General features: G+C 71.4%; 16 protein-coding genes. 6 read left to right on the plus strand and 10 right to left on the minus strand.

The genetic code is table 11. The features are described 5' to 3' along the window. Window positions 1–44: 44 nt before the first annotated feature. Both AB0I91_RS12500 and AB0I91_RS12505 read right to left on the minus strand, forming a co-directional pair. Window positions 45–677: an AAA family ATPase gene (locus AB0I91_RS12500; RefSeq protein ID WP_498778637.1), complete on the minus strand. Its 633-nt coding sequence runs from the start codon at window positions 675–677 to the stop codon at window positions 45–47. A 10-nt stretch (window positions 678–687) separates the two neighbouring features. Then, a complete protein-coding gene (locus tag AB0I91_RS12505; RefSeq protein ID WP_498778638.1) occupies window positions 688–1530 on the minus strand; it encodes a helix-turn-helix domain-containing protein in 843 nt (280 codons plus the stop codon). A 75-nt stretch (window positions 1531–1605) separates the two neighbouring features. Here AB0I91_RS12505 and glyA point away from each other — a divergent pair, with 75 nt between their 5' ends. From glyA to AB0I91_RS12525, 4 genes are all read left to right on the plus strand, one after another. Next, the gene (gene glyA / locus AB0I91_RS12510) at window positions 1606–2925 is read left to right on the plus strand and encodes a serine hydroxymethyltransferase (RefSeq protein ID WP_499636764.1); all 1320 of its coding nucleotides are present in this window, start codon (window positions 1606–1608) and stop codon (window positions 2923–2925) included. A gap of 88 nt (window positions 2926–3013) precedes the next feature. Then, on the plus strand, window positions 3014–4069 hold the full coding sequence (locus tag AB0I91_RS12515) for a winged helix DNA-binding domain-containing protein (RefSeq protein ID WP_499610473.1): 1056 nt from the start codon (window positions 3014–3016) through the stop codon (window positions 4067–4069). Between the two features lie 30 nt (window positions 4070–4099). Further along, on the plus strand, window positions 4100–4621 hold the full coding sequence (locus tag AB0I91_RS12520) for a TetR/AcrR family transcriptional regulator (protein WP_498778641.1): 522 nt from the start codon (window positions 4100–4102) through the stop codon (window positions 4619–4621). Continuing rightward, a complete protein-coding gene (locus AB0I91_RS12525) occupies window positions 4618–5745 on the plus strand; it encodes an FAD-dependent oxidoreductase (protein ID WP_499636765.1) in 1128 nt (375 codons plus the stop codon). Before AB0I91_RS12520 ends, AB0I91_RS12525 begins: the two co-directional genes overlap by 4 nt. Before the next feature lie 84 nt (window positions 5746–5829). On the opposite strand, the gene AB0I91_RS12530 is transcribed toward AB0I91_RS12525, so the two are convergent. From AB0I91_RS12530 to AB0I91_RS12545, 4 genes are all read right to left on the minus strand, one after another. Then, window positions 5830–7008, minus strand: a complete 1179-nt coding sequence (locus tag AB0I91_RS12530; protein WP_499636767.1) for a coiled-coil domain-containing protein — start codon at window positions 7006–7008, stop codon at window positions 5830–5832. 139 nt (window positions 7009–7147) lie between these two features. Continuing rightward, on the minus strand, window positions 7148–8527 hold the full coding sequence (locus AB0I91_RS12535; protein ID WP_498778644.1) for an aminotransferase family protein: 1380 nt from the start codon (window positions 8525–8527) through the stop codon (window positions 7148–7150). 34 nt (window positions 8528–8561) lie between these two features. Then, a complete protein-coding gene (locus AB0I91_RS12540; RefSeq protein ID WP_498778645.1) occupies window positions 8562–10139 on the minus strand; it encodes a GMC family oxidoreductase in 1578 nt (525 codons plus the stop codon). A 136-nt stretch (window positions 10140–10275) separates the two neighbouring features. Continuing rightward, window positions 10276–11640 (minus strand): FAD-dependent oxidoreductase, encoded by a 1365-nt coding sequence (locus AB0I91_RS12545; RefSeq protein ID WP_498778646.1) that lies wholly within the window; start codon window positions 11638–11640, stop codon window positions 10276–10278. A 171-nt stretch (window positions 11641–11811) separates the two neighbouring features. Here AB0I91_RS12545 and AB0I91_RS12550 point away from each other — a divergent pair, with 171 nt between their 5' ends. Together AB0I91_RS12550 and AB0I91_RS12555 are read left to right on the plus strand one after the other, a co-directional pair. Further along, entirely contained in the window at window positions 11812–13041 is a 1230-nt protein-coding gene (locus AB0I91_RS12550; protein ID WP_498778647.1) for an acyl-CoA dehydrogenase family protein, read from the plus strand. A 95-nt stretch (window positions 13042–13136) separates the two neighbouring features. Further along, window positions 13137–13592 carry an SgcJ/EcaC family oxidoreductase gene (locus tag AB0I91_RS12555; protein WP_498778648.1) on the plus strand — a complete coding sequence of 152 codons (456 nt, stop codon included), beginning with the start codon at window positions 13137–13139 and terminating at the stop codon, window positions 13590–13592. Window positions 13593–13908: 316 nt separating this feature from the next. Here the strand turns inward: AB0I91_RS12555 and AB0I91_RS12560 are convergent, their stop codons facing one another. The 4 genes from AB0I91_RS12560 to AB0I91_RS12575 all read right to left on the minus strand — a co-directional run bounded on the left by AB0I91_RS12560 (window position 13909) and on the right by AB0I91_RS12575 (window position 16739). Continuing rightward, window positions 13909–14373 carry a peroxiredoxin gene (locus tag AB0I91_RS12560; RefSeq protein ID WP_230567897.1) on the minus strand — a complete coding sequence of 155 codons (465 nt, stop codon included), beginning with the start codon at window positions 14371–14373 and terminating at the stop codon, window positions 13909–13911. A 25-nt stretch (window positions 14374–14398) separates the two neighbouring features. Continuing rightward, window positions 14399–14881 carry an SgcJ/EcaC family oxidoreductase gene (locus AB0I91_RS12565; RefSeq protein WP_498778649.1) on the minus strand — a complete coding sequence of 161 codons (483 nt, stop codon included), beginning with the start codon at window positions 14879–14881 and terminating at the stop codon, window positions 14399–14401. A 37-nt stretch (window positions 14882–14918) separates the two neighbouring features. Beyond that, entirely contained in the window at window positions 14919–15395 is a 477-nt protein-coding gene (locus AB0I91_RS12570; protein ID WP_498778650.1) for an SgcJ/EcaC family oxidoreductase, read from the minus strand. A 186-nt stretch (window positions 15396–15581) separates the two neighbouring features. Further along, the gene (locus tag AB0I91_RS12575) at window positions 15582–16739 is read right to left on the minus strand and encodes an epoxide hydrolase family protein (RefSeq protein ID WP_499636769.1); all 1158 of its coding nucleotides are present in this window, start codon (window positions 16737–16739) and stop codon (window positions 15582–15584) included. Window positions 16740–16743: the final 4 nt, after the last annotated feature.

Raw genomic sequence — 16743 nt, forward strand, 5'->3', positions numbered from 1 at the left:
AGAAGTTGATCACCCTATCGTGTCGCGCCCGTCGGGTGACGCCGCTAGTCGAAGCGGATGTGCTTCACCGAAGTCCACGTCCGCCGCACCCGGCCGCGCAGCCTGCCGTCGGTGTTCGGCGCCAACGTGAGCCCGGCCGACGCGGCGACCCGGTCGGCCACCTGCGCCACCGTGAGGTGATCGGTCCACACGTGCTCGGCGAACTCCGGCTCCCGCAGCCGTTCCAGGCAGCGGTCCAGCACCCGCAGCGCGAAGCTCTCCCGCCGCAGCGGCACGTCCTTGCCCAGCACGACCTGCGCCGCGTGCCCGAGAACGCGTTCCCGCAGCCGCCGCACCACCGTCTCCCGCTCGGCCAGCAACGCGAAGTGCCGCACGTCGTGCCCCCGGTCGCGCAGCCCGCCGACGATCTCCCGGAAGTACTCGGGCTCCACCACCGTCATCGGCACCACGATCACCCCGTCGTGCCCGGTCGCCGCCCGGTCCAGCACCTCGACCACGCCCCGCCGCCACGACGCGAGGTCCTGGAAGTCGCCGCGCAACGCGGGCGGCGTCATCCGGTGCAGGGCGAACCCGACGTGCTCCGGGTCGCTCAGGAAGCTGCCCGGCAGCCGCCGCCGGAGCTCGTGCGCGGTCTGGGTCTTGCCGCCGCCGAACGGGCCGTTGATCCACAGGAGCACGACACCGACCTTACGGACGCCGCGCCAACCGGACGAGCTTGAGCGCCAGGTGCAGCTCCAGCCGGGCGCCGCCGTCGGCCAGGTCGCGGCCGGTCAGCTCGGCGATCCGCCCCAACCGGTAGTACAGGCTGGTGCGGTGCAGGTGCAGGCGTTCCGCCGCCGCACGCACCTCGCACCCGCAGTCCAGGTACACCTCCAGCGTCCGCAGCAGCACCTCCGACAACCCCGCCACCACCTCGTCCGGCGACGCGCCCAGCAGCAGCCGGTACGCGCCGAGTTCGGACCACCGCACCCGATCCGGCAACGCCGGGTCCAGCCGCGCCAGCTCCGCCGCCGCCAACGCCTGCTGGTAGGCCGCGGCGGTCCGGTCGGGCGGGTGCGGGTCGCTCACCCCCACGTGCCCCGGCAGCTCCGGCACGGCCTCCGCGGCCGGCACCGTGCGCACCACCCGCGGCTCCAACGCCACCACCACCCGCACCGGCGCCCGCTCACCGGCCGGCACCTGCGCCGCCAACGCCGCCAACCGCCCACCCAGGTCCAGCTCCGGCACGTCGCCGAGCACCCACAGGTAGCCGACCAGCACCCCGTTGTGCCGCAACGGGAAACCCACCCGCTGCTGGAAGCCCAACGCCGCGTTCGCCGGCACCCGCACCGGCCCCGTCGCGGTCGCCACGCCGTGCTGCTCCTGCCACGCGGCGACGTCCGCCGGCACCCGCCGCGCCAGGATCGCCCGCACCCGCGCCTGGTCCACGTCGTCGGTCTGGGCGCTGTGCGCGACCACCCGGCCCGCCACGTCGTCCACCGACACCCCGCGTCCCAGCACCCGGGACAGCTCGTCCAGCAGCTCCTGCATTCCGACAACTGTAGGAACAACTCCAGTCCCCGGACGGTCGCCCCACCCGACGCCCACGCCCTAGCGTGATCGACCGTGACGAACAGCAGGATCGCACCCTGGGCCTCACCGCAGGCGCAACGCAGGCTCGCCGAGGTCGAGGCCGCCGTCTCCACCGACCTGACCGCCGCCGGCGTCGCGGGCACCGTCCGCAAGGCCCTCGAAGCGCACGCCACCCAGGTCGACGACGACGGGATCGTGCTCTACGCGGGCACCAACGTGCTCAGCCCCACCGCCGCGGCGGCCGTGCGGGCCACCGTGTCCAGCCGGCCGAGCATGGGCTGGCCCGGCGAGAAGTACCAGGTCGGCCTCGACCACCTGGACACCCTCGAAGTCCTCGCGCCGATGCTCGTCGCCTCCCTCATGGAAGGCCGGTTCGCCGAGGTCCGGCTGCAGAGCGCCACCCTGGCCAACCTCGCCGTCTACACCGCGTTCGCCCGCGCCGGCGACAAGATCGCGGTGCTGCCCGAGTTCGCCGGCGGCCACGCCAGCCACCACGCGCAGGGCGTGCCCGCCATCCGCGGCCTCACCGTCGTCGACCTGCCGTACCTGCCCGACGAGCTCGACCTCGACTACGGCACGCTGCCCGGGTTCCTCCGGGTGCACCGGCCGCGGATCGTGGTGATCGGCGCGAGCCTGATGCTGTTCCCGCACGACGTCGCCGCCGTGCGCGCGGCGGCCGACGAGGTCGGCGCGATCCTCGTCTACGACGCCTCCCACATGGCCGGGCTCGTCGCCGGCAAGGAGTTCCAGCGGCCCCTGCACGAGGGCGCGCACCTGATGACGTTCTCCACCTACAAGTCGTTCGGCGGACCGTCCGGCGGCTGCGTCGTCACCCGCGACCCCGAGCTGGCCGAACGCGTCTCGAACGTCGCCTACCCCGGCATGCTCGCCAACTACGACGCGGGACGCCTCGGCGCGCTCGCCGTCACCGCCGCCGAACTGGCCGAGCACGGCCCCGACTACGCGCGCGCGTGCATCGCCAACGCCCGGGCGCTCGGCGCGGCGCTGGCCGACAACGGCTTCGACGTCGCCCGCCACGACGGCGTCCACACCCGCTCCCACCACCTCGCCGTCGACGCCCTCACCCTCGGCGGCGGCGACGCGGCGGCCGTGCTGCTCGGCGAGGCCGGCGTCTACCTCAGCGGCATCAGCCTGCCGTGGCAGCGCATCGACGAAGGGCTGCGCGGCCTGCGCATCGGCACCCAGGAGATCACCCGCCGCGGCTTCACCCCCGCGCACCAGCCCGCCATCGCCGCCCTGATGCGCCGCGCCCTGATCGACCGCGAAGCACCCGAACGCGTCCGCGCCGACGTCGTCGCCCTCCGCCGGGAGGTCAACGCCACCGCTCCCTAGGCCCGGGTCGCCCGACGTCCCGGCGAGGACGTGGACGTCCGCCGTATCGAGGACGGAAGCTGTCCTCGATACGGCTTACGGTGGCGTCGTGACCGAAACGCTGACGACCCGGGCGTTGAACCGGGCGACCCTGCACCGCCAGCACCTGCTGCACCGGGTCGACCGGACCGCCTGCGAGGTGGTCGAGCACCTGGTCGGCCTGCAGGCGCAGGAGCCGTTCTCGCCCTACTACGGCCTGTGGTCGCGCATCCGGTCGTTCCAGGCCGACGAACTGGGCTCGCTGCTGCTGGACCGGCGCGTGGTCCGGGCGTCGCTGCACCGCGCCACGATCCACCTGGTCACCGCCGCCGACCACGGCCGGATCGAACCGCTGCTGCGACCGTTCCTGCACCGCCGGTTCGCCTCCTCGCCGTTCGGGTTCGTGCTCGACGGGCTCGACGCGGAGGAGTTCGCCGACGCCGTCACCGCGCTGCTCGACGAGCCGCGCACCCGGCGCGAGATCGGCGACCTGCTCGGCGCGCGGTGGCCCGACCGCGACACCAACGCGCTCGGCTACGCGGGCAGCTTCCTGGTGCCGACCGTGCAGGCGACCCCGCGCGCGGTCTGGGGCCGGTCCGGGGCGGCGAAGTGGACGACCGCGGCCCGGTGGCTCGGACCCGCCGGACCCGCCGCGCCGATCGAGGAGTTCGTGCGCCGCTACCTGGCCGCGTTCGGCCCGGCCTCGGTCAAGGACGTGCAGACCTGGGCGGGCATGAGCCGCCTCAAGCCCGTGATCGAGGCGATGGACCTGCGGGTCTTCACCGACGAACGCGGTCGCACGCTCTACGACGTGCCGGACGCGCCGCTGCCCGACCCCGACACGCCCGCGCCGGCGCGGTTCCTGCCCGAGTTCGACAACGTGCTGCTCGGCCACGACGACCGCACCCGGGTCATCTCCGACGAGGACTACCGGCGCGGGATCGTCATCGGCGGGAAGCCGACGCTGCTGGTGGACGGCTTCGTGCACGGCACCTGGAAGGTGGCGGGCGACGGGCTCGACATCGAGGTGTTCCGGCCGCTGACCCGTGAGCAGCGGGCCGACGTGGAGGCCGAGGGCGCCCGGTTGCTGCGGTTCGCGGGCGTGGCCGGCGACGTCCGACTCTAGATTTGGACGATCGTCCAGTACGATCGTCCAATGACGGTTCGGGAAAGGCTGCTGCACGCGGCCGCGGAACTCATCGCCGAGAAGGGCTGGGGTGCGGTGAGCACCCGGATGCTCGCCGAACGCGCCGGCGTCGGATCCGGCGTCGTGCACTACCACTTCGACTCCACGCAGGCGGTGCTGGTGCAGGCCGCCGTCGGCGCGCTGCGGTCCGCAGTGGACGGCCTCGCACCGGTGCTGGAGCGCGCTTCGACGCCTTCGGAGGCGTTGGCGCTGCTGCTGGGCGCGTTGGACGGGCACGGCGGGCAGGAGCTGTTCACCGAGACGTTCCTCGCCGCCACCCGCAACGACGAACTGCGCCACGCCGTCGGCGAGGTGCTGGTGGAGTTCCGCCGCACGCTCGCCGCGTGGCTGGAGTCGCGGGACGTGCCGACCCCGGCGGCGACGGCCGCGGTGCTCGCGGCGGCCGTGGACGGCGTGCTGCTGCACCGCGCCCTGTCACCGGACCTGTCCGCGGACGTCGTCGTGCCGGTGCTCGGGAAGGTGCTGCGATGAAGGTCGTGATCAGCGGCGCGGGGATCGCCGGACTGGCGCTCGCGCACCGGCTGGGGACGCTCGGGCACGAGGTCGTCGTGCTGGAGCAGGCGCCCGGACCCCGCACGTCCGGGTACATGATCGACTTCTTCGGGCCGGGCTACGACGCGGCCGAGCGGATGGGCGTGCTGCCACGCCTGCTCGACCTGGGCTACCGGGTGGAGGAGGCCGCGTACGTCGACGCGCGGGGGCGGCGCGTGGCGGGGCTGCGGTTCGACCGGATGGCACGGGCGGTGAACGGACGGCTGGTGAGCATCATGCGGCCGGACCTCGAGCGCGCGTTCCGCGAGGACCTGCCCACCGGGGTGGCGCTGCGGTTCGGCGCCCGCGTGGTCGGCGTCGAGGACGGCCCGACCGGGGTGGACGTGCGGCTGGCCGACGGGTCCACGGTATCCGGTGACCTGCTCGTCGGCGCGGACGGCGTGCACTCCGCGGTGCGGCGGCTGGTGTTCGGCGACGGGCACGTGCGGTACCTGGGGTTCCACACGGCCGCGTTCACGTTCGACGACCCCTTGGTGCACGACCTGGTGGCCGGGCGGTTCTGCGTCACCGACACCGTCGGCCGCCAGGTCGGGTGCTACGGGTTGCGCGACGGCCGGGTGGCGGCGTTCACCGTGCACCGGACGCCGTCACCGGACCGGCCCGCCGACCCGCGGGCGGAGGTCGTCCGGGTGTACGGGTCGCTGGGGTGGGTCGTGCCGCGGGCGCTGGACCGGTGCCCCGAGGACGTCTACTACGACCAGGTCGCCCAGGTGGAGCTGCCGAGGTGGTCGTCCGGGCGCGTGGTGCTGGTCGGTGACGCGTGCGGCGCGGTGTCGTTGTTGGCCGGGCAGGGCGCGTCGCTCGGCATCGGCGGCGCGTACGTGCTGTCCGGGCACCTGGACGACCTCGCCGCGTACGAACGCGCGTGGCGGCCGGTCGTGGAGGCGAAGCAGCAGGTGGCGCGGTCGGGCGCGCGGTGGTTCCTGCCCTCGTCGCCGTGGCGGCTGCGCGCCCGGCGGGTGGCGATGAGGCTGTCCGGCCTACCGGGTGTCGACCGGGTGGTGGCGACGACCCTGGTGGGCAAACCGGTCACCCTCGGCTGAGCCGGAAGGCCGGGACAACACGCGACACCGCCGGTGATCGTGGATCCGACCACCCGCGCCTGGGCCGTCCTCCGCTGACCCGCCTCAGGGTCGTTCCGCGCGCAGCGCGTCCAGTTCGGCTTGCAGGCGGTCGAGTTGGGTTTCCGCGCGTTCGGCTCGGACGAGCGTCTGGGTGCGGGCTTCTTCCAGGGCGGCGAGGCGTTCGCGGGCGGCGCGCTCGGCTTGGTCGAGTTGGGCGCGGTGGGTGTCGCGCTGGTCGGTCAGCTCGGCTCGGGCGCGGTCGAGTTCGGCGCGGGCGTCGTGGGCGGACTGCTCGGCGCGTTCGGCTTTGATCCGGGCCTCGTGCGCGGCGGTGGCTTCGGCGCGTGCGGCGGCCTGGGCCTGCTCGACGCTCGCCTTGGCCTCGGCGACGGCTTGGTCGACGCGGCTCCGCGCGTCCGCTCGTGCCTGCTCGACCCGGGTTCGGGCTTCGGCCTCGATGCGGTCGACTTGGGCCTGCGCGTCGTGCCGGGCCTGGTCGATCTGGGCTTGGGCGTCGGCGCGGACCTGGTCGACTTCCCGCACCGCCTGCCGCCGTGCCTGTTCGGCGTGGGTGACCGCGTCGGCCTTCGCCTGGTCGACCTGCGCCTGGGCGTCCCGCCGGATCTCGTCCACGGCTGCCGCGGCTTCCACTCGGATGGTGGCGATCTCGTCCTCGGCCCGCTGGACGGCGGCGTCGGCTTCGGCACGTGCGGCGTCACGTTGCGCGTAGGCGGCTTCGGCGTCCTGTTCGGCCTGTTCGGCGGCGCGCACCGCGTCCTCGGTGGTCGCTTCGGCGGCCTGGCGGGCCTGTTCGGCGTCACGCCGCCGTCGTTCCGCCTTCGCGACGGCGGCCTCCGCCTCGGCGACCCGCCGTGCGGCCTCGGCCTCGACCGCCTGCACCTGGCTCTCGGCCACGCTCGGGTCGGCGATCGCGGACAGCTCCGCCACCGCCCCGGTCAACGTCGTCGACAGCTGCTCGGTCAACACCCGGAACCGCTCCAGCAGTTCCTCGGCCCTGATCTTGCCCGCAGTGATCCCCTGCGGGTCTTTCGTCACGGTGACGATCTCCTGCTCGCCCTCCGCCGCCTGTGCGAGCCGCTGCCGTTCCCGCCACGCCCGCCACCGGGTGTGTTCCGGCAGGTCGCAGTACTCGGCGGGCCGGCCAGGCCCGCTGCCCCGGAACACCGGTCGCGTGCAGCCGGGGTAGTTGCAGGTCAGCGCGGAGGTCTCCGTCGTCGTCACGGCAATATCGTAGCACTATTTCGTTGGGACAAACGTTATAGGCCACAACGCAACGCTATCAACGGAAAAATCCTGGCTTCCGATAAGTGAACCTTATCGGAAGCCAGGATTCCGGACAGGTGCCGCCCGTGCGCTCCGGTCACTCGGCGATGGTGCCGTCCGGGCGGAGGTGGGTCAGCACGTCGACCACGGCGGAGGTGGCGCGGGCCATCTCGTCCTCGCTGATCACCAGCGGCGGCGCCATGACCAGCATCGAGCCGTAAGGACGGGCGATGACGCCGTGCCGCTTGCGGATCTCGAAGGCCACCTGCTCGACCGGTCCCCACGCCATCGGCTCGCGGGTGGTCCGGTCGGCCACGAGCTCCATGCCCGCCAGCGAACCCACGATGCGCAGGTCGCCGACCGCGGGCAGGTCGACCGCGGGAGCCAGGCCGGCGCGGGCCCAGCCGGCGATCAAGCCCGCCTTCGACAGCAGGTCCTCGCGCTCGATGATGTCGATCGTCGCCAGACCCACCGCGCAGGCCACCGGGTGGCCCTGGTAGGTGTAGCCGTGGAAGAAGCCGCCGGTGCTCAGCAGCGTCTCCGACACCTCGTCCGACATGACCGTCGCACCCAGCGGCACGTACCCGCCGGCGATGCCCTTGGCCAACGTGATCATGTCGGCCTGCATCCCCCGCCCCGGCGAGTCGAACCACGAGCCGAGGCGGCCGTACCCGGTGACCACCTCGTCGGCGATCAGCAGGATGCCGTGCCGCGTCAGCAGTTCCCGCACCCGCGGCCAGTAGTCCGCGGGCGGTTCGAGCACGCCGCCGGCCGCCATCACCGGCTCGCCGATCATCGCGGCCACGTTGCCCGGACCGAGGCGCTGGATCGTCTGCTCCAGCTCGTCGATCAGGAAGTCGGTGGTGTCCCGGCCGCCGTAGAGGTCCGCCGCCCGGTAGGGGTAGGGCGGCGACACCCGTTCGACGTGCGGCAGGTTCGGCCCGACCCCCAGGTGCACGGGCGGGAAACCGGTGGCGGTGCCGCTGCCGTACGCGGTCCCGTGGAACGAGTAGTTCCGCGAGATGATCCACGTGCGGTCCGTGTCGCCTCGCCGGTGGTGGTAGAGCCGTGCGGCCTTGATCGCCGTCTCCACCGCCTCCGAACCGCCGCTGGTGAAGAACACGCGGTTGAGGCCCTCGGGCGCCAGGTTCGCGATGCGGGTCGCGAGCTTGATCGCCTTGTCGTTGGTGAATTCCAGTAGACTGGTGAAGTACTCGATCTCGCCCATCTGCTGGGCGGCGATCTCACCGAGCTCACGGCGTCCGTGGCCGAGGTGCGAGTGCCACACGCCGCCACCGGCGGCGTCCAGCATCTCGTTGCCCTTGGCGTCCCACACGGTGCAGCCCTGGCCGCGGACGATCACCACCCGGTCGGTGATGTCGCCGCGCTGCATGGAGCGGAACAGGTGCCTGCGGTCGAGGTCTTCCAGTTCGGTCGCCACGTCGGATAACGCCGGGACCTCAGGGGTTATGGTCAAGACTCCTCCTCAACTACGGTCGGCGGGTGCCGTCTCACGCCGTGGCGAATGCCTGGCCCTCGGTCAGCGGCGCCTTGCCCAGCACGAGGTCCGCCGCCTTCTCGCCGATCGCGATGGCCGACGCGTTGGGGGCGCCGCGGCCGACCGTCGGCATGACCGACACGTCCGCCACGCGCAGGCCCTCGACGCCGATCACCTTCAGCTCCGCGTCGACGACCTTGCCGATCGCGCAGGTGCCGGAGCCGTGGAAGATGGAGTGGGTGTAGCCGCGGACGTACGCGCGCACGTCGGCGTCGGAGTCCGACTCCGGGGCGGAGTACCAGTCCTTGGTGAACCGGGCCAGGGCCTTCTGCCGCGCGATCTCCATGCCGATCTTCGTCGCCGCCACGGCCGTGACCAGGTCGTCCTCGGTCTGGTAGTAGTTGTGCTGGATCTTGGGCTTCGTGGTGGGGTTGCTGGAGTCCAGCGTCACGGCGCCCCGGGCCTGTTGCGTCAGCAGCACCGGCCCGTAGGTGATGGCGTGGCCGGTGGGCAGGCCGAGGCCGCTGTCGGCGAACATCATGGGACCGGAGAAGAACACCGCGTCCGGCGCGGCCAGGCCGGAGCGCGTGCGCACGTAGCCGCCCGCTTCGGGGCCGTTGGAGGTCATGGGCCCGGTGCCCTCCTCCTCGAACTGCTTGCGGTACTGCGGCTCCTCGGCGATCAGGGTGCTGACCGGCTCGTCGTGGGCGAAGATCAGCGGCACCAGCGGGTGGTCCTGGAGGTTGGCCCCGACCTCGTCGTTGGCGTGCACGACCGGGATGCCGAGCAGGCCGAGGTGGTCCGCGGGCCCGATGCCGGAGTGCATGAGCAGGAACGGCGAGTTGTACGTGCCGGCCGAGAGGATGACCTCGCGGTTGGCGCGGACGGTGAGGTTCTCGTCGAACCGGCGGCCGGCGACGCCCACCGCGCGGCCGTTCTCGATGACGATGCGGTGCACCTGGAAGTTCGTCTGCACGGTCAGGTTCGGCCGGTTCATGGCCGGGTGCAGGTAGGCGACCGCGGTCGAGCACCGGCGGCCGTTGCGCTGGGTGAGCTGGAAGTAGCCGAAGCCGTCCTGCGACTCGCCGTTGAAGTCGTCGTTCGAGGCGAACCCGGCCTGGGCCGCGGACTCCAGGAACGCCTCGGACTGGGTGTTCTTGCTGCGCCCGTCCGACACGCTCATCGGGCCGCCGGCGCCGTGGTAGTACGACGCGCCGCGCTCGTTGTCCTCGGAGCGCTTGAAGTACGGCAGCAGTTCGTCGTAGCTCCAGCCGGGCTGGCCCCAGCCGTCGTAGTCGAGCTTGTTGCCGCGCAGGTACAGCATCGCGTTGATCGAGCTGGTGCCGCCCAGGACCTTGCCGCGGGGCAGGAAGATCCGCCGCCGGTTGAGCTGGGGCTCCTCGTGCGAGTCGTAGTCCCAGTCCACTGAGGTCCGGAACAGGTCGCCGAAGGCCACCGGGACGTGGATGGTCTCCAGGTCGTCCGTGGGACCGGCCTCGATCAGGCAGACGGTGACATCGGGGTCTTCGGACAGCCGGGAGGCGAGCACGCAGCCCGCCGAACCCGCTCCGACAATCACATAATCGTACATCCGGTCCTCCAGACATCCGCCGTGCGGCGGCTTTGGGGTGTGCGAGGGTCGTCCAGGCGCGGTGAACCTCAAGAGCTCGGCCGGACTCACGTCGGAACGGCCGATGTGGACGTACCTGCTTGCGGCGGTGACGCCCCTAGCGCAACCGCTCCAGGGAAGAGGGAGCGGAGTCGGGTGCGGGGGTGCGGGGGGTGCGCAGCACCCGCAGCACCATCGCGGGTTTCATCAACGCCTGCGGTGGGTCGACCAGACCCGCGACGCGCAGGAACGCCTCCGAGAGGCCGGCGTCGTGCGTCGCGGCCACCTGGAGGCGGGCCATGAAGGCGTTGCTCATCCGGACCTTCAGCGTGCGCTTGCCCGCCACGCCGGGGAACGCGAGGTCGCCGCCGGCGGCGATCTCCCACGGCACGTCGACGACGGACTCGATGTCGCCGAAGTACTCCAGCGGGTTCGGCGCCCGACCGGTCGACAGGTGTTCGGCGAGGACCAACGCCTGGAGCGCGGCCACCGCCATGCCCTGCCCGTAGACCGGGTTGAACGAGCACACCGCGTCGCCGAGGACGAGGAAGCCCTCGGGGAAGCTCTCCATCCGCTCGTAGCGGCGGCGCTGGCTGGCCGGGAACTGGAACATCACCGGGTCGCTGAGGGGTTCGGCGTCCCGGATCGCGTCGTGGATGTCGGGCACCGGCAGGGACTTCGCGAAGGCGAGCATCCCGGCCGGATCGGTCGGCGGGTGGTCGCCGAGGGTGCCGGTCAGCGACAGCAGGCCGATGTCGCCGCCGAGGGTGTGCAGGAAGGCGCCGCGCGGGTGCCGCGGGGTGGCCACGGGGTTGATGGACATGTCGCCGCGCAGCGGGTCGGTGTGCCAGCGGTACTTGCGGCTGGTGTAGGCCAGGCCGACCTTCACGCGCTCTTCCGGGACCCGCGGGTAGCCCATCGACTCCAGCCACGCGGGTGCGCGCGAGCCGCGGCCGGTCGCGTCGACGACGAGGTCGGCGTCGATCACCTCGGGCTCGGCGCCGGGTTGGCGGCTCTGCACGCGGGCACCGCGGACCGCGCCGCCGTGGGCGACCAGCCCGACGACGTCGTGCCCTTCGCGGAAGGAGACGCCCGGGATGGCCTGGACGCGTTGCCGCACGTGGTGCTCGAGCACCGGGCGGGCGATGCCGACGAGCCGCAGGCCGGTCGGCGCGGCTTTGATGCGGTAGCCGTTGAAGGACCACCGGACGTCGCCGCAGAGGTCGCCGACGGGGATGCCGGCGTCGACGAGGCCGGCGAGGAAGCCGGGGAACAGCTCCTCCAGGATCTCCTGGCCCCGGGCGAGGAGGCCGTGAGCGTGACGTCCCTGCGGCACGCCGCGCCGTGGGTCCCGCACGTCGGACAGCTCGTCGCGGTCGACGATCACGACGCTCTCGTAGGCGTCGGACAGGACCCTCGCGGCGAGCATGCCCGCGATGCTTCCGCCCAACACGACCGCGCGACCACCCATGTAGTTGCCCATCTGGACATCGCTCCTCGTCAGGCGGGGCGGGACGAGAACATGCTCACAGCGGCGGCGTGACCTGCGCATCTTCGACGTTGCGGAGGCCGGCCTCCGGAAGAGGGCAATCCGAGAGATGCCGCACGCGCGGGCCCGCGGCCAGGATGGTCGTCGACCGTCGCCTGTCCGTCGATGGCGGACTCACGATGCGCCTGTGCGGGTCTTATCGAGGAGGACAAGGTGACCCTCGTGAAAACACCTACCCATACCGAGCTCGTCCAACGCGCCACCGACCTCGTTCCCTTGCTGCGCAAGCATTCCCGGTGGTCAGAGGAAAACCGCAGGCTGCACGACGACGTCATCGCGGGTCTCGAGGAGGCGGAGTTCTTCAAGCTGCGCAGGCCGGCTCGCCTCGGCGGGTACGAGTCGCCCGCGCGGACGCTGGTCGCCGTCTCCACCGAACTCGCCCGCGGGGACGCCGCGGTGGCTTGGAACGCCCAGGTGTGGTGGATTCCCATCTGGATGGTCGGTCTTTTCCCCGACCACGTCCAGGACGAGGTGTTCGCCACCGAGCACGTGCGGGTGTGCGGGACTCTCAGTCCGAGCGGCATGCTGACCCCGGTTGACGGCGGCTACCGGGTCAGCGGTGAGTGGAACTTCATCAGCGGGGCGCTGCACAGCCACTGGCAGGAGCTGATCGCGCTCGCGCCGACGCCGGACGGCGGCATGCAGCCGATGCTGGCGCTGGTCCCGATCCAGGACGTGCGGATCGTCGACGACTGGAAGACTTCGGGACTTCGCGGTACCGGCAGCGTCTCGACCGTGGTCGACGACGTCTTCGTGCCCGCCGATCGGGTGCTCCCCCTGTCGGCGGCCATGACGTTGCAGCACGCTTCCGCGGCCAACGCCTCGTCGCCGGTGTGGAAGGCCCCCCTGAACGCGGTGGCGGCCGCGTCGACGGTGGGTGTCCTGATCGGTCTGGCGCGTGCGGCCATCGAGGTGTTCCTGGACCGCCTGCCCGGCCGCCGCATCACTTATTCGAGCTACGAGAGCATGCGAGAGGCCCCGATCACCCACCTCCAGCTGGCGAAGGCCGTGCTGAAGACGGACCAGGCGGAGTTCCACGCCCGGCGGGTGGCCGACCTCGTCGATTCCAAGGGCGCCAGTGGCGAGCCGTGGACGATGGAGGAGCGCGCGCAGTGCCGTGTGGACGTCAGCGCGGCGTGCGAGCTCACCACCGAAGCGGTCGACGTGCTGTCGCGCGCGGGTGGCGGCTCGTCGATCTACGACGACGTCCCGGTGCAGAAGATCGCGCGCGACATCCACGCGGTGGGCCTGCACGCCCTGGTCTACCCGCCGACCGCCTACGAGCTGTACGGCCGGATCCTCAGCGGCCTCGAGCCCAACACCCTGTACGTCTGATCCGCCGGGGTGTGCCGATGTTCGGCCGGGTGTCCCCGCCTCGCGTCCGTCAGGTCGCCTGACCAGTCCCCACCTCTACACAGAAAGGCACAGCAATGACGGAGAAGGCATCGTTACTGGTCGCCCAGGCCAAGCAGTGGGCGACCAACTACGGCGACTACACGCTCGGAGAGGAGGGGACGGCGCTGACGGTGGCGCTCCGCTTCCGGGGCGCGTGGGACTCCAACGATCCCGCGGCGGTCGCCGGCGTCTTCGCCGAGGACGGCGTGATGATCATCGGCGACCTGGCGCTGGCAGGTCCCAAGGACATCGCCGCGTACCTGGAGGAGGTGTTCGCCGGCGGCTACAAGGGCAGCACGCTGGTCGAGCAGCCGGTCGAGGTGCGCATCATCGCGCCCGGTGTCGCGTTGGCGATCCTGGAGGGCGGCGTGCTGCTGCCCGGTGAGACCGAGGTCCCGCCGGAGCGGGTCATGCGCTCCACGTACGTGGCGGTGCGCCGGGACGACGAGTGGAAGCTGCTCAACCAGCAGACCAGCCCGATGAAGGGCTGATACCGGCGACTGCGACCGCGCTGTCCCCCGTGGTGGGGGCGGCGCGGTTTCGCTTTTCCGGGGGTGGTTGGGTTTCGCGGGTTGCGAGGCCGGTGCAGTTCGCCCGTCCGGCGGCGCGGTTTCCGCTTGCAGCGGGACGGTGCGGTTCGATGACCGCCCCGGGGAGCTCGGGAGTCCGGGCGGCCTCAGCGGTTCGGGAGTCCGAGGGGCCAAGGGGTTCGGGAGTCCGCGCATCCCGGCCGTTGCGCGGCACGCAAAACGCGTCGCCGACCACCTTCGGGTGGCCGGCGACGCGTCGGGCGTTCCGGGCGTGGGATCAGGCGGTCAGTTCCGCCACCGCCTTCTTCCACTTGGCCTGGTCGCGCACCTCGCGGGGACCGTTGATCTCCGCGAAGCGCACGACACCCGATGTGTCCACCAGGAACGTGCCGCGCATCGCGATGCCGGCTTCTTCGATGAGGACGCCGTACTTCCTGGCGACCTCGCCGTGTGGCCAGAAGTCCGACAGCAGGGGGAAGTCGTAACCCTGCTGCTCGGCCCACGCCTTCAACGCGAACGGTGTGTCGGTGGAAACACCGATGACCTGCACGTCGTTGTTGGCGTACTCGCCGATGTCATCCCTGACCCGGCACATCTCGTCCTGGCAGATCGTGCTGAACGCGAACGGGTAGAAGACCAGGAGCACGTTCTTCTCCCGCCACAGCGACGACGCCGTCACCACCTCGCGGTTGTGATCGCTCAGGGTGAAATCCGGCGCCGGCGAACCGACCTCGACCGCCATGGCTCACCTCTCGTCGTGCGGGTCCTCAGCCCTTGAGGGGGCTGCTCTGGTGGGAGAACAGCTTCAGGCCGCCGTCGGCCTGCTTGACGATCACCCAGGTGACGCGCACGGCGCGCTCCGGTGAGGTCGTCGATTCGCCGGCGAGCTGGATGCCGCCCTCGCTGATCACCATCGCGGCGGTGTCACTGAGGAACTTGATCTCCAGTGGGCCGCCGCGGACCCGGGCTCCCTTGAGACCGCCGCGGAAGCCCTCCGCCATGTACTGGCGGATCTCCTCACGACTGGTGAGCTGGGTGTCCTGCATCAGCAGGCTCCCGTTCTCGGTGAACGTGTCCGCGAACATGTCGGCGTCGTTGCGCTCCCATGCTTCCTGGATGCGCATCGGCACGGTCAGCACCGCCTTCTCGTCCTCGGCGGTGAAGCCCCGGTAGTAGGACGTGTCCTCGCGGATCCCCGCCTCGGCGAGGAACTGTGAGGCGTTGCCCCACCCCTTGGTCGCTGTGGGCATTTATGGCACTCCTTGGTTCGCTCCGACTACCGGCTGGTTACCAGCGCAGGGTCGCGCCGTCGCCCCGAGGGCTGTTCTGGTAGCCCGCGAGCCGCCACTCGCCGTCCTGCTTCACGCACACCCACGTCGACCGCACCGCGAGCTCGGGCGCGATCTCGGTCTCGCCGGGGGCGAGGATGCCGCCGTGGGTGCGCAGCAGCGCGACGTCGTCGGACACGAAGCGGACGTCGACCGGGTTGCCGGTGACGCCGGTGCCCTTGAAGGGGCCGGAGTAGGCCGCCTGCATGAAAGCGCGGATTTCCTCGCGCCCCTTCTTCAGCACGTCGCCCGGCAGGATGAGGATGCCGTCCTCGGTGAACGTGTTCGCCACGCCCGCGGCGTCGTTCTTGGCCCACGCGCCGACGAGGCGCAGCGGAACACCGAGGACTTCCTTCTCCTTCTCGCTGGTGAACGGACCGTAGTACGAATTCAGCATCGCCTCGCGATCGACGACACTCGATGCCGTGCTGGTCATCGGTGACTCCTTGTTGCTAGGTGGACGGCGGAAGGAACAGGTCCCGAACTGGGGCGGGACCTGCCGCCCACGAGGGTGGAAAGAGCGACACGCCGCTGGGTCACGACCGTCCGTGCCAGTTCGGCAGCCGCCCTGTCAATCATCTCCGCATCCTTGTGGACTGCCATCTCCACGCTTGCGCAGACCTCAACCTTGCTTCAGCTTGCGGCGGAATGACCGCACGTCCTGGATGAACAGGTCGGGTTCCTCCATCGCGGCGAAGTTCCCGCCGCGGTCGAATTCGTTCCAGTGCACGATCGTGGCGAACTCGCGCTCGGCGAACCGGCGCACCGGGACGAACGGGGGCTCCGGGAACACCGCCACGCCGACGGGGACCGACAGCGGGAAGTACCGGCCCGCGTTGGGCCCGATGGGCAGGAAGTCGAAGCTCTCGTAGTAGAACTGCGCGGACGAGCCGCCGGTGCCGGTGAGCCAGTAGATGGTGACGATGTCGAGGATGCGGTCGCGGTCGACGGCGTCCTCGGGGGCGTTGGTGGTGTCCGCCCAGTCCATGTACTTCTCGACGATCCACGCCAGCTGCCCGACGGCGGAGTCGTGGATGTTGTAGGCAACCGTGTGGGGTCGCGTGGCCTGCAGCTTCATCGACCCGGACAGGATGTCGACGAACCGCTGGGAGCGCGCCATGCGGCGGCGGTCCTCGTCGGTCAGGCCTTCCAGGTCCGCGGGGTCGTCGCTCGGACCGGTCACGAGGGTGTTCACGTGCACGCCGAGCACGTGCTCGGAGTCCTGCAGGCCCTGGACCAGGGCGACACCGGAACCGAAGTCGGCGCCCTGCGCGATGTAGCGGTCGTAGCCCAGCTCGCTCATCAGCTGCGCCCACGCGGCGGCGACGCGCTGGGTGTTCCAGCCGGCCTCGGCGGGTCCGGAGAAGCCGAAGCCGGGCATCGAGGGGATCACGAGGTGGAAGGCGTCCGCGGGGTCGCCGCCGTGCGCGCGGGGGTCGGTGAGGGGGCCGAGGACGTCGAGGAACTCCACGACCGAGCCGGGCCAGCCGTGCGTGATGATCATCGGCACGGCGTCGGGCTCGGGTGAGCGGACGTGCAGGAAGTGGATGTTCGCCCCGTCGATGGTGGTGGTGAACATCGGCGTGGAGTTCAGGCGCTCCTCGATGCGCCGCCAGTCGTACTGGGTGCGCCAGTACTCGGCGAGGTCCTTGAGGTAGTCCACCGGGACGCCGCGGTCCCAGCCCGCCTCGGGCAGCCCGACCGGCCACCGGGTGTTGGCGATCCTGGCCTTCAGGTCGTCGAGGGCACTCTGGGGGATGTCGATCTGAAACGGCTTCATACCT

Origin of the sequence: Actinosynnema sp. NPDC049800, from assembly GCF_040656635.1 — a bacterium.
GTDB lineage: Bacteria > Actinomycetota > Actinomycetes > Mycobacteriales > Pseudonocardiaceae > Actinosynnema.

Coding starts and splice junctions, on each gene's coding strand:
- AB0I91_RS12505 (WP_498778638.1), bottom strand. CDS start 1,530: ATGCAGGAGCTGCTGGACGAGCTGTCCCGGGTGCTGGGACGCGGGGTG.
- AB0I91_RS12520 (WP_498778641.1), top strand. CDS start 4,100: ATGACGGTTCGGGAAAGGCTGCTGCACGCGGCCGCGGAACTCATCGCC.
- AB0I91_RS12525 (WP_499636765.1), top strand. CDS start 4,618: ATGAAGGTCGTGATCAGCGGCGCGGGGATCGCCGGACTGGCGCTCGCG.
- AB0I91_RS12540 (WP_498778645.1), bottom strand. CDS start 10,139: ATGTACGATTATGTGATTGTCGGAGCGGGTTCGGCGGGCTGCGTGCTC.
- AB0I91_RS12545 (WP_498778646.1), bottom strand. CDS start 11,640: ATGGGCAACTACATGGGTGGTCGCGCGGTCGTGTTGGGCGGAAGCATC.
- AB0I91_RS12550 (WP_498778647.1), top strand. CDS start 11,812: ATGGCGGACTCACGATGCGCCTGTGCGGGTCTTATCGAGGAGGACAAG.
- AB0I91_RS12555 (WP_498778648.1), top strand. CDS start 13,137: ATGACGGAGAAGGCATCGTTACTGGTCGCCCAGGCCAAGCAGTGGGCG.
- AB0I91_RS12560 (WP_230567897.1), bottom strand. CDS start 14,373: ATGGCGGTCGAGGTCGGTTCGCCGGCGCCGGATTTCACCCTGAGCGAT.
- AB0I91_RS12565 (WP_498778649.1), bottom strand. CDS start 14,881: ATGCCCACAGCGACCAAGGGGTGGGGCAACGCCTCACAGTTCCTCGCC.
- AB0I91_RS12570 (WP_498778650.1), bottom strand. CDS start 15,395: ATGACCAGCACGGCATCGAGTGTCGTCGATCGCGAGGCGATGCTGAAT.
- AB0I91_RS12575 (WP_499636769.1), bottom strand. CDS start 16,739: ATGAAGCCGTTTCAGATCGACATCCCCCAGAGTGCCCTCGACGACCTG.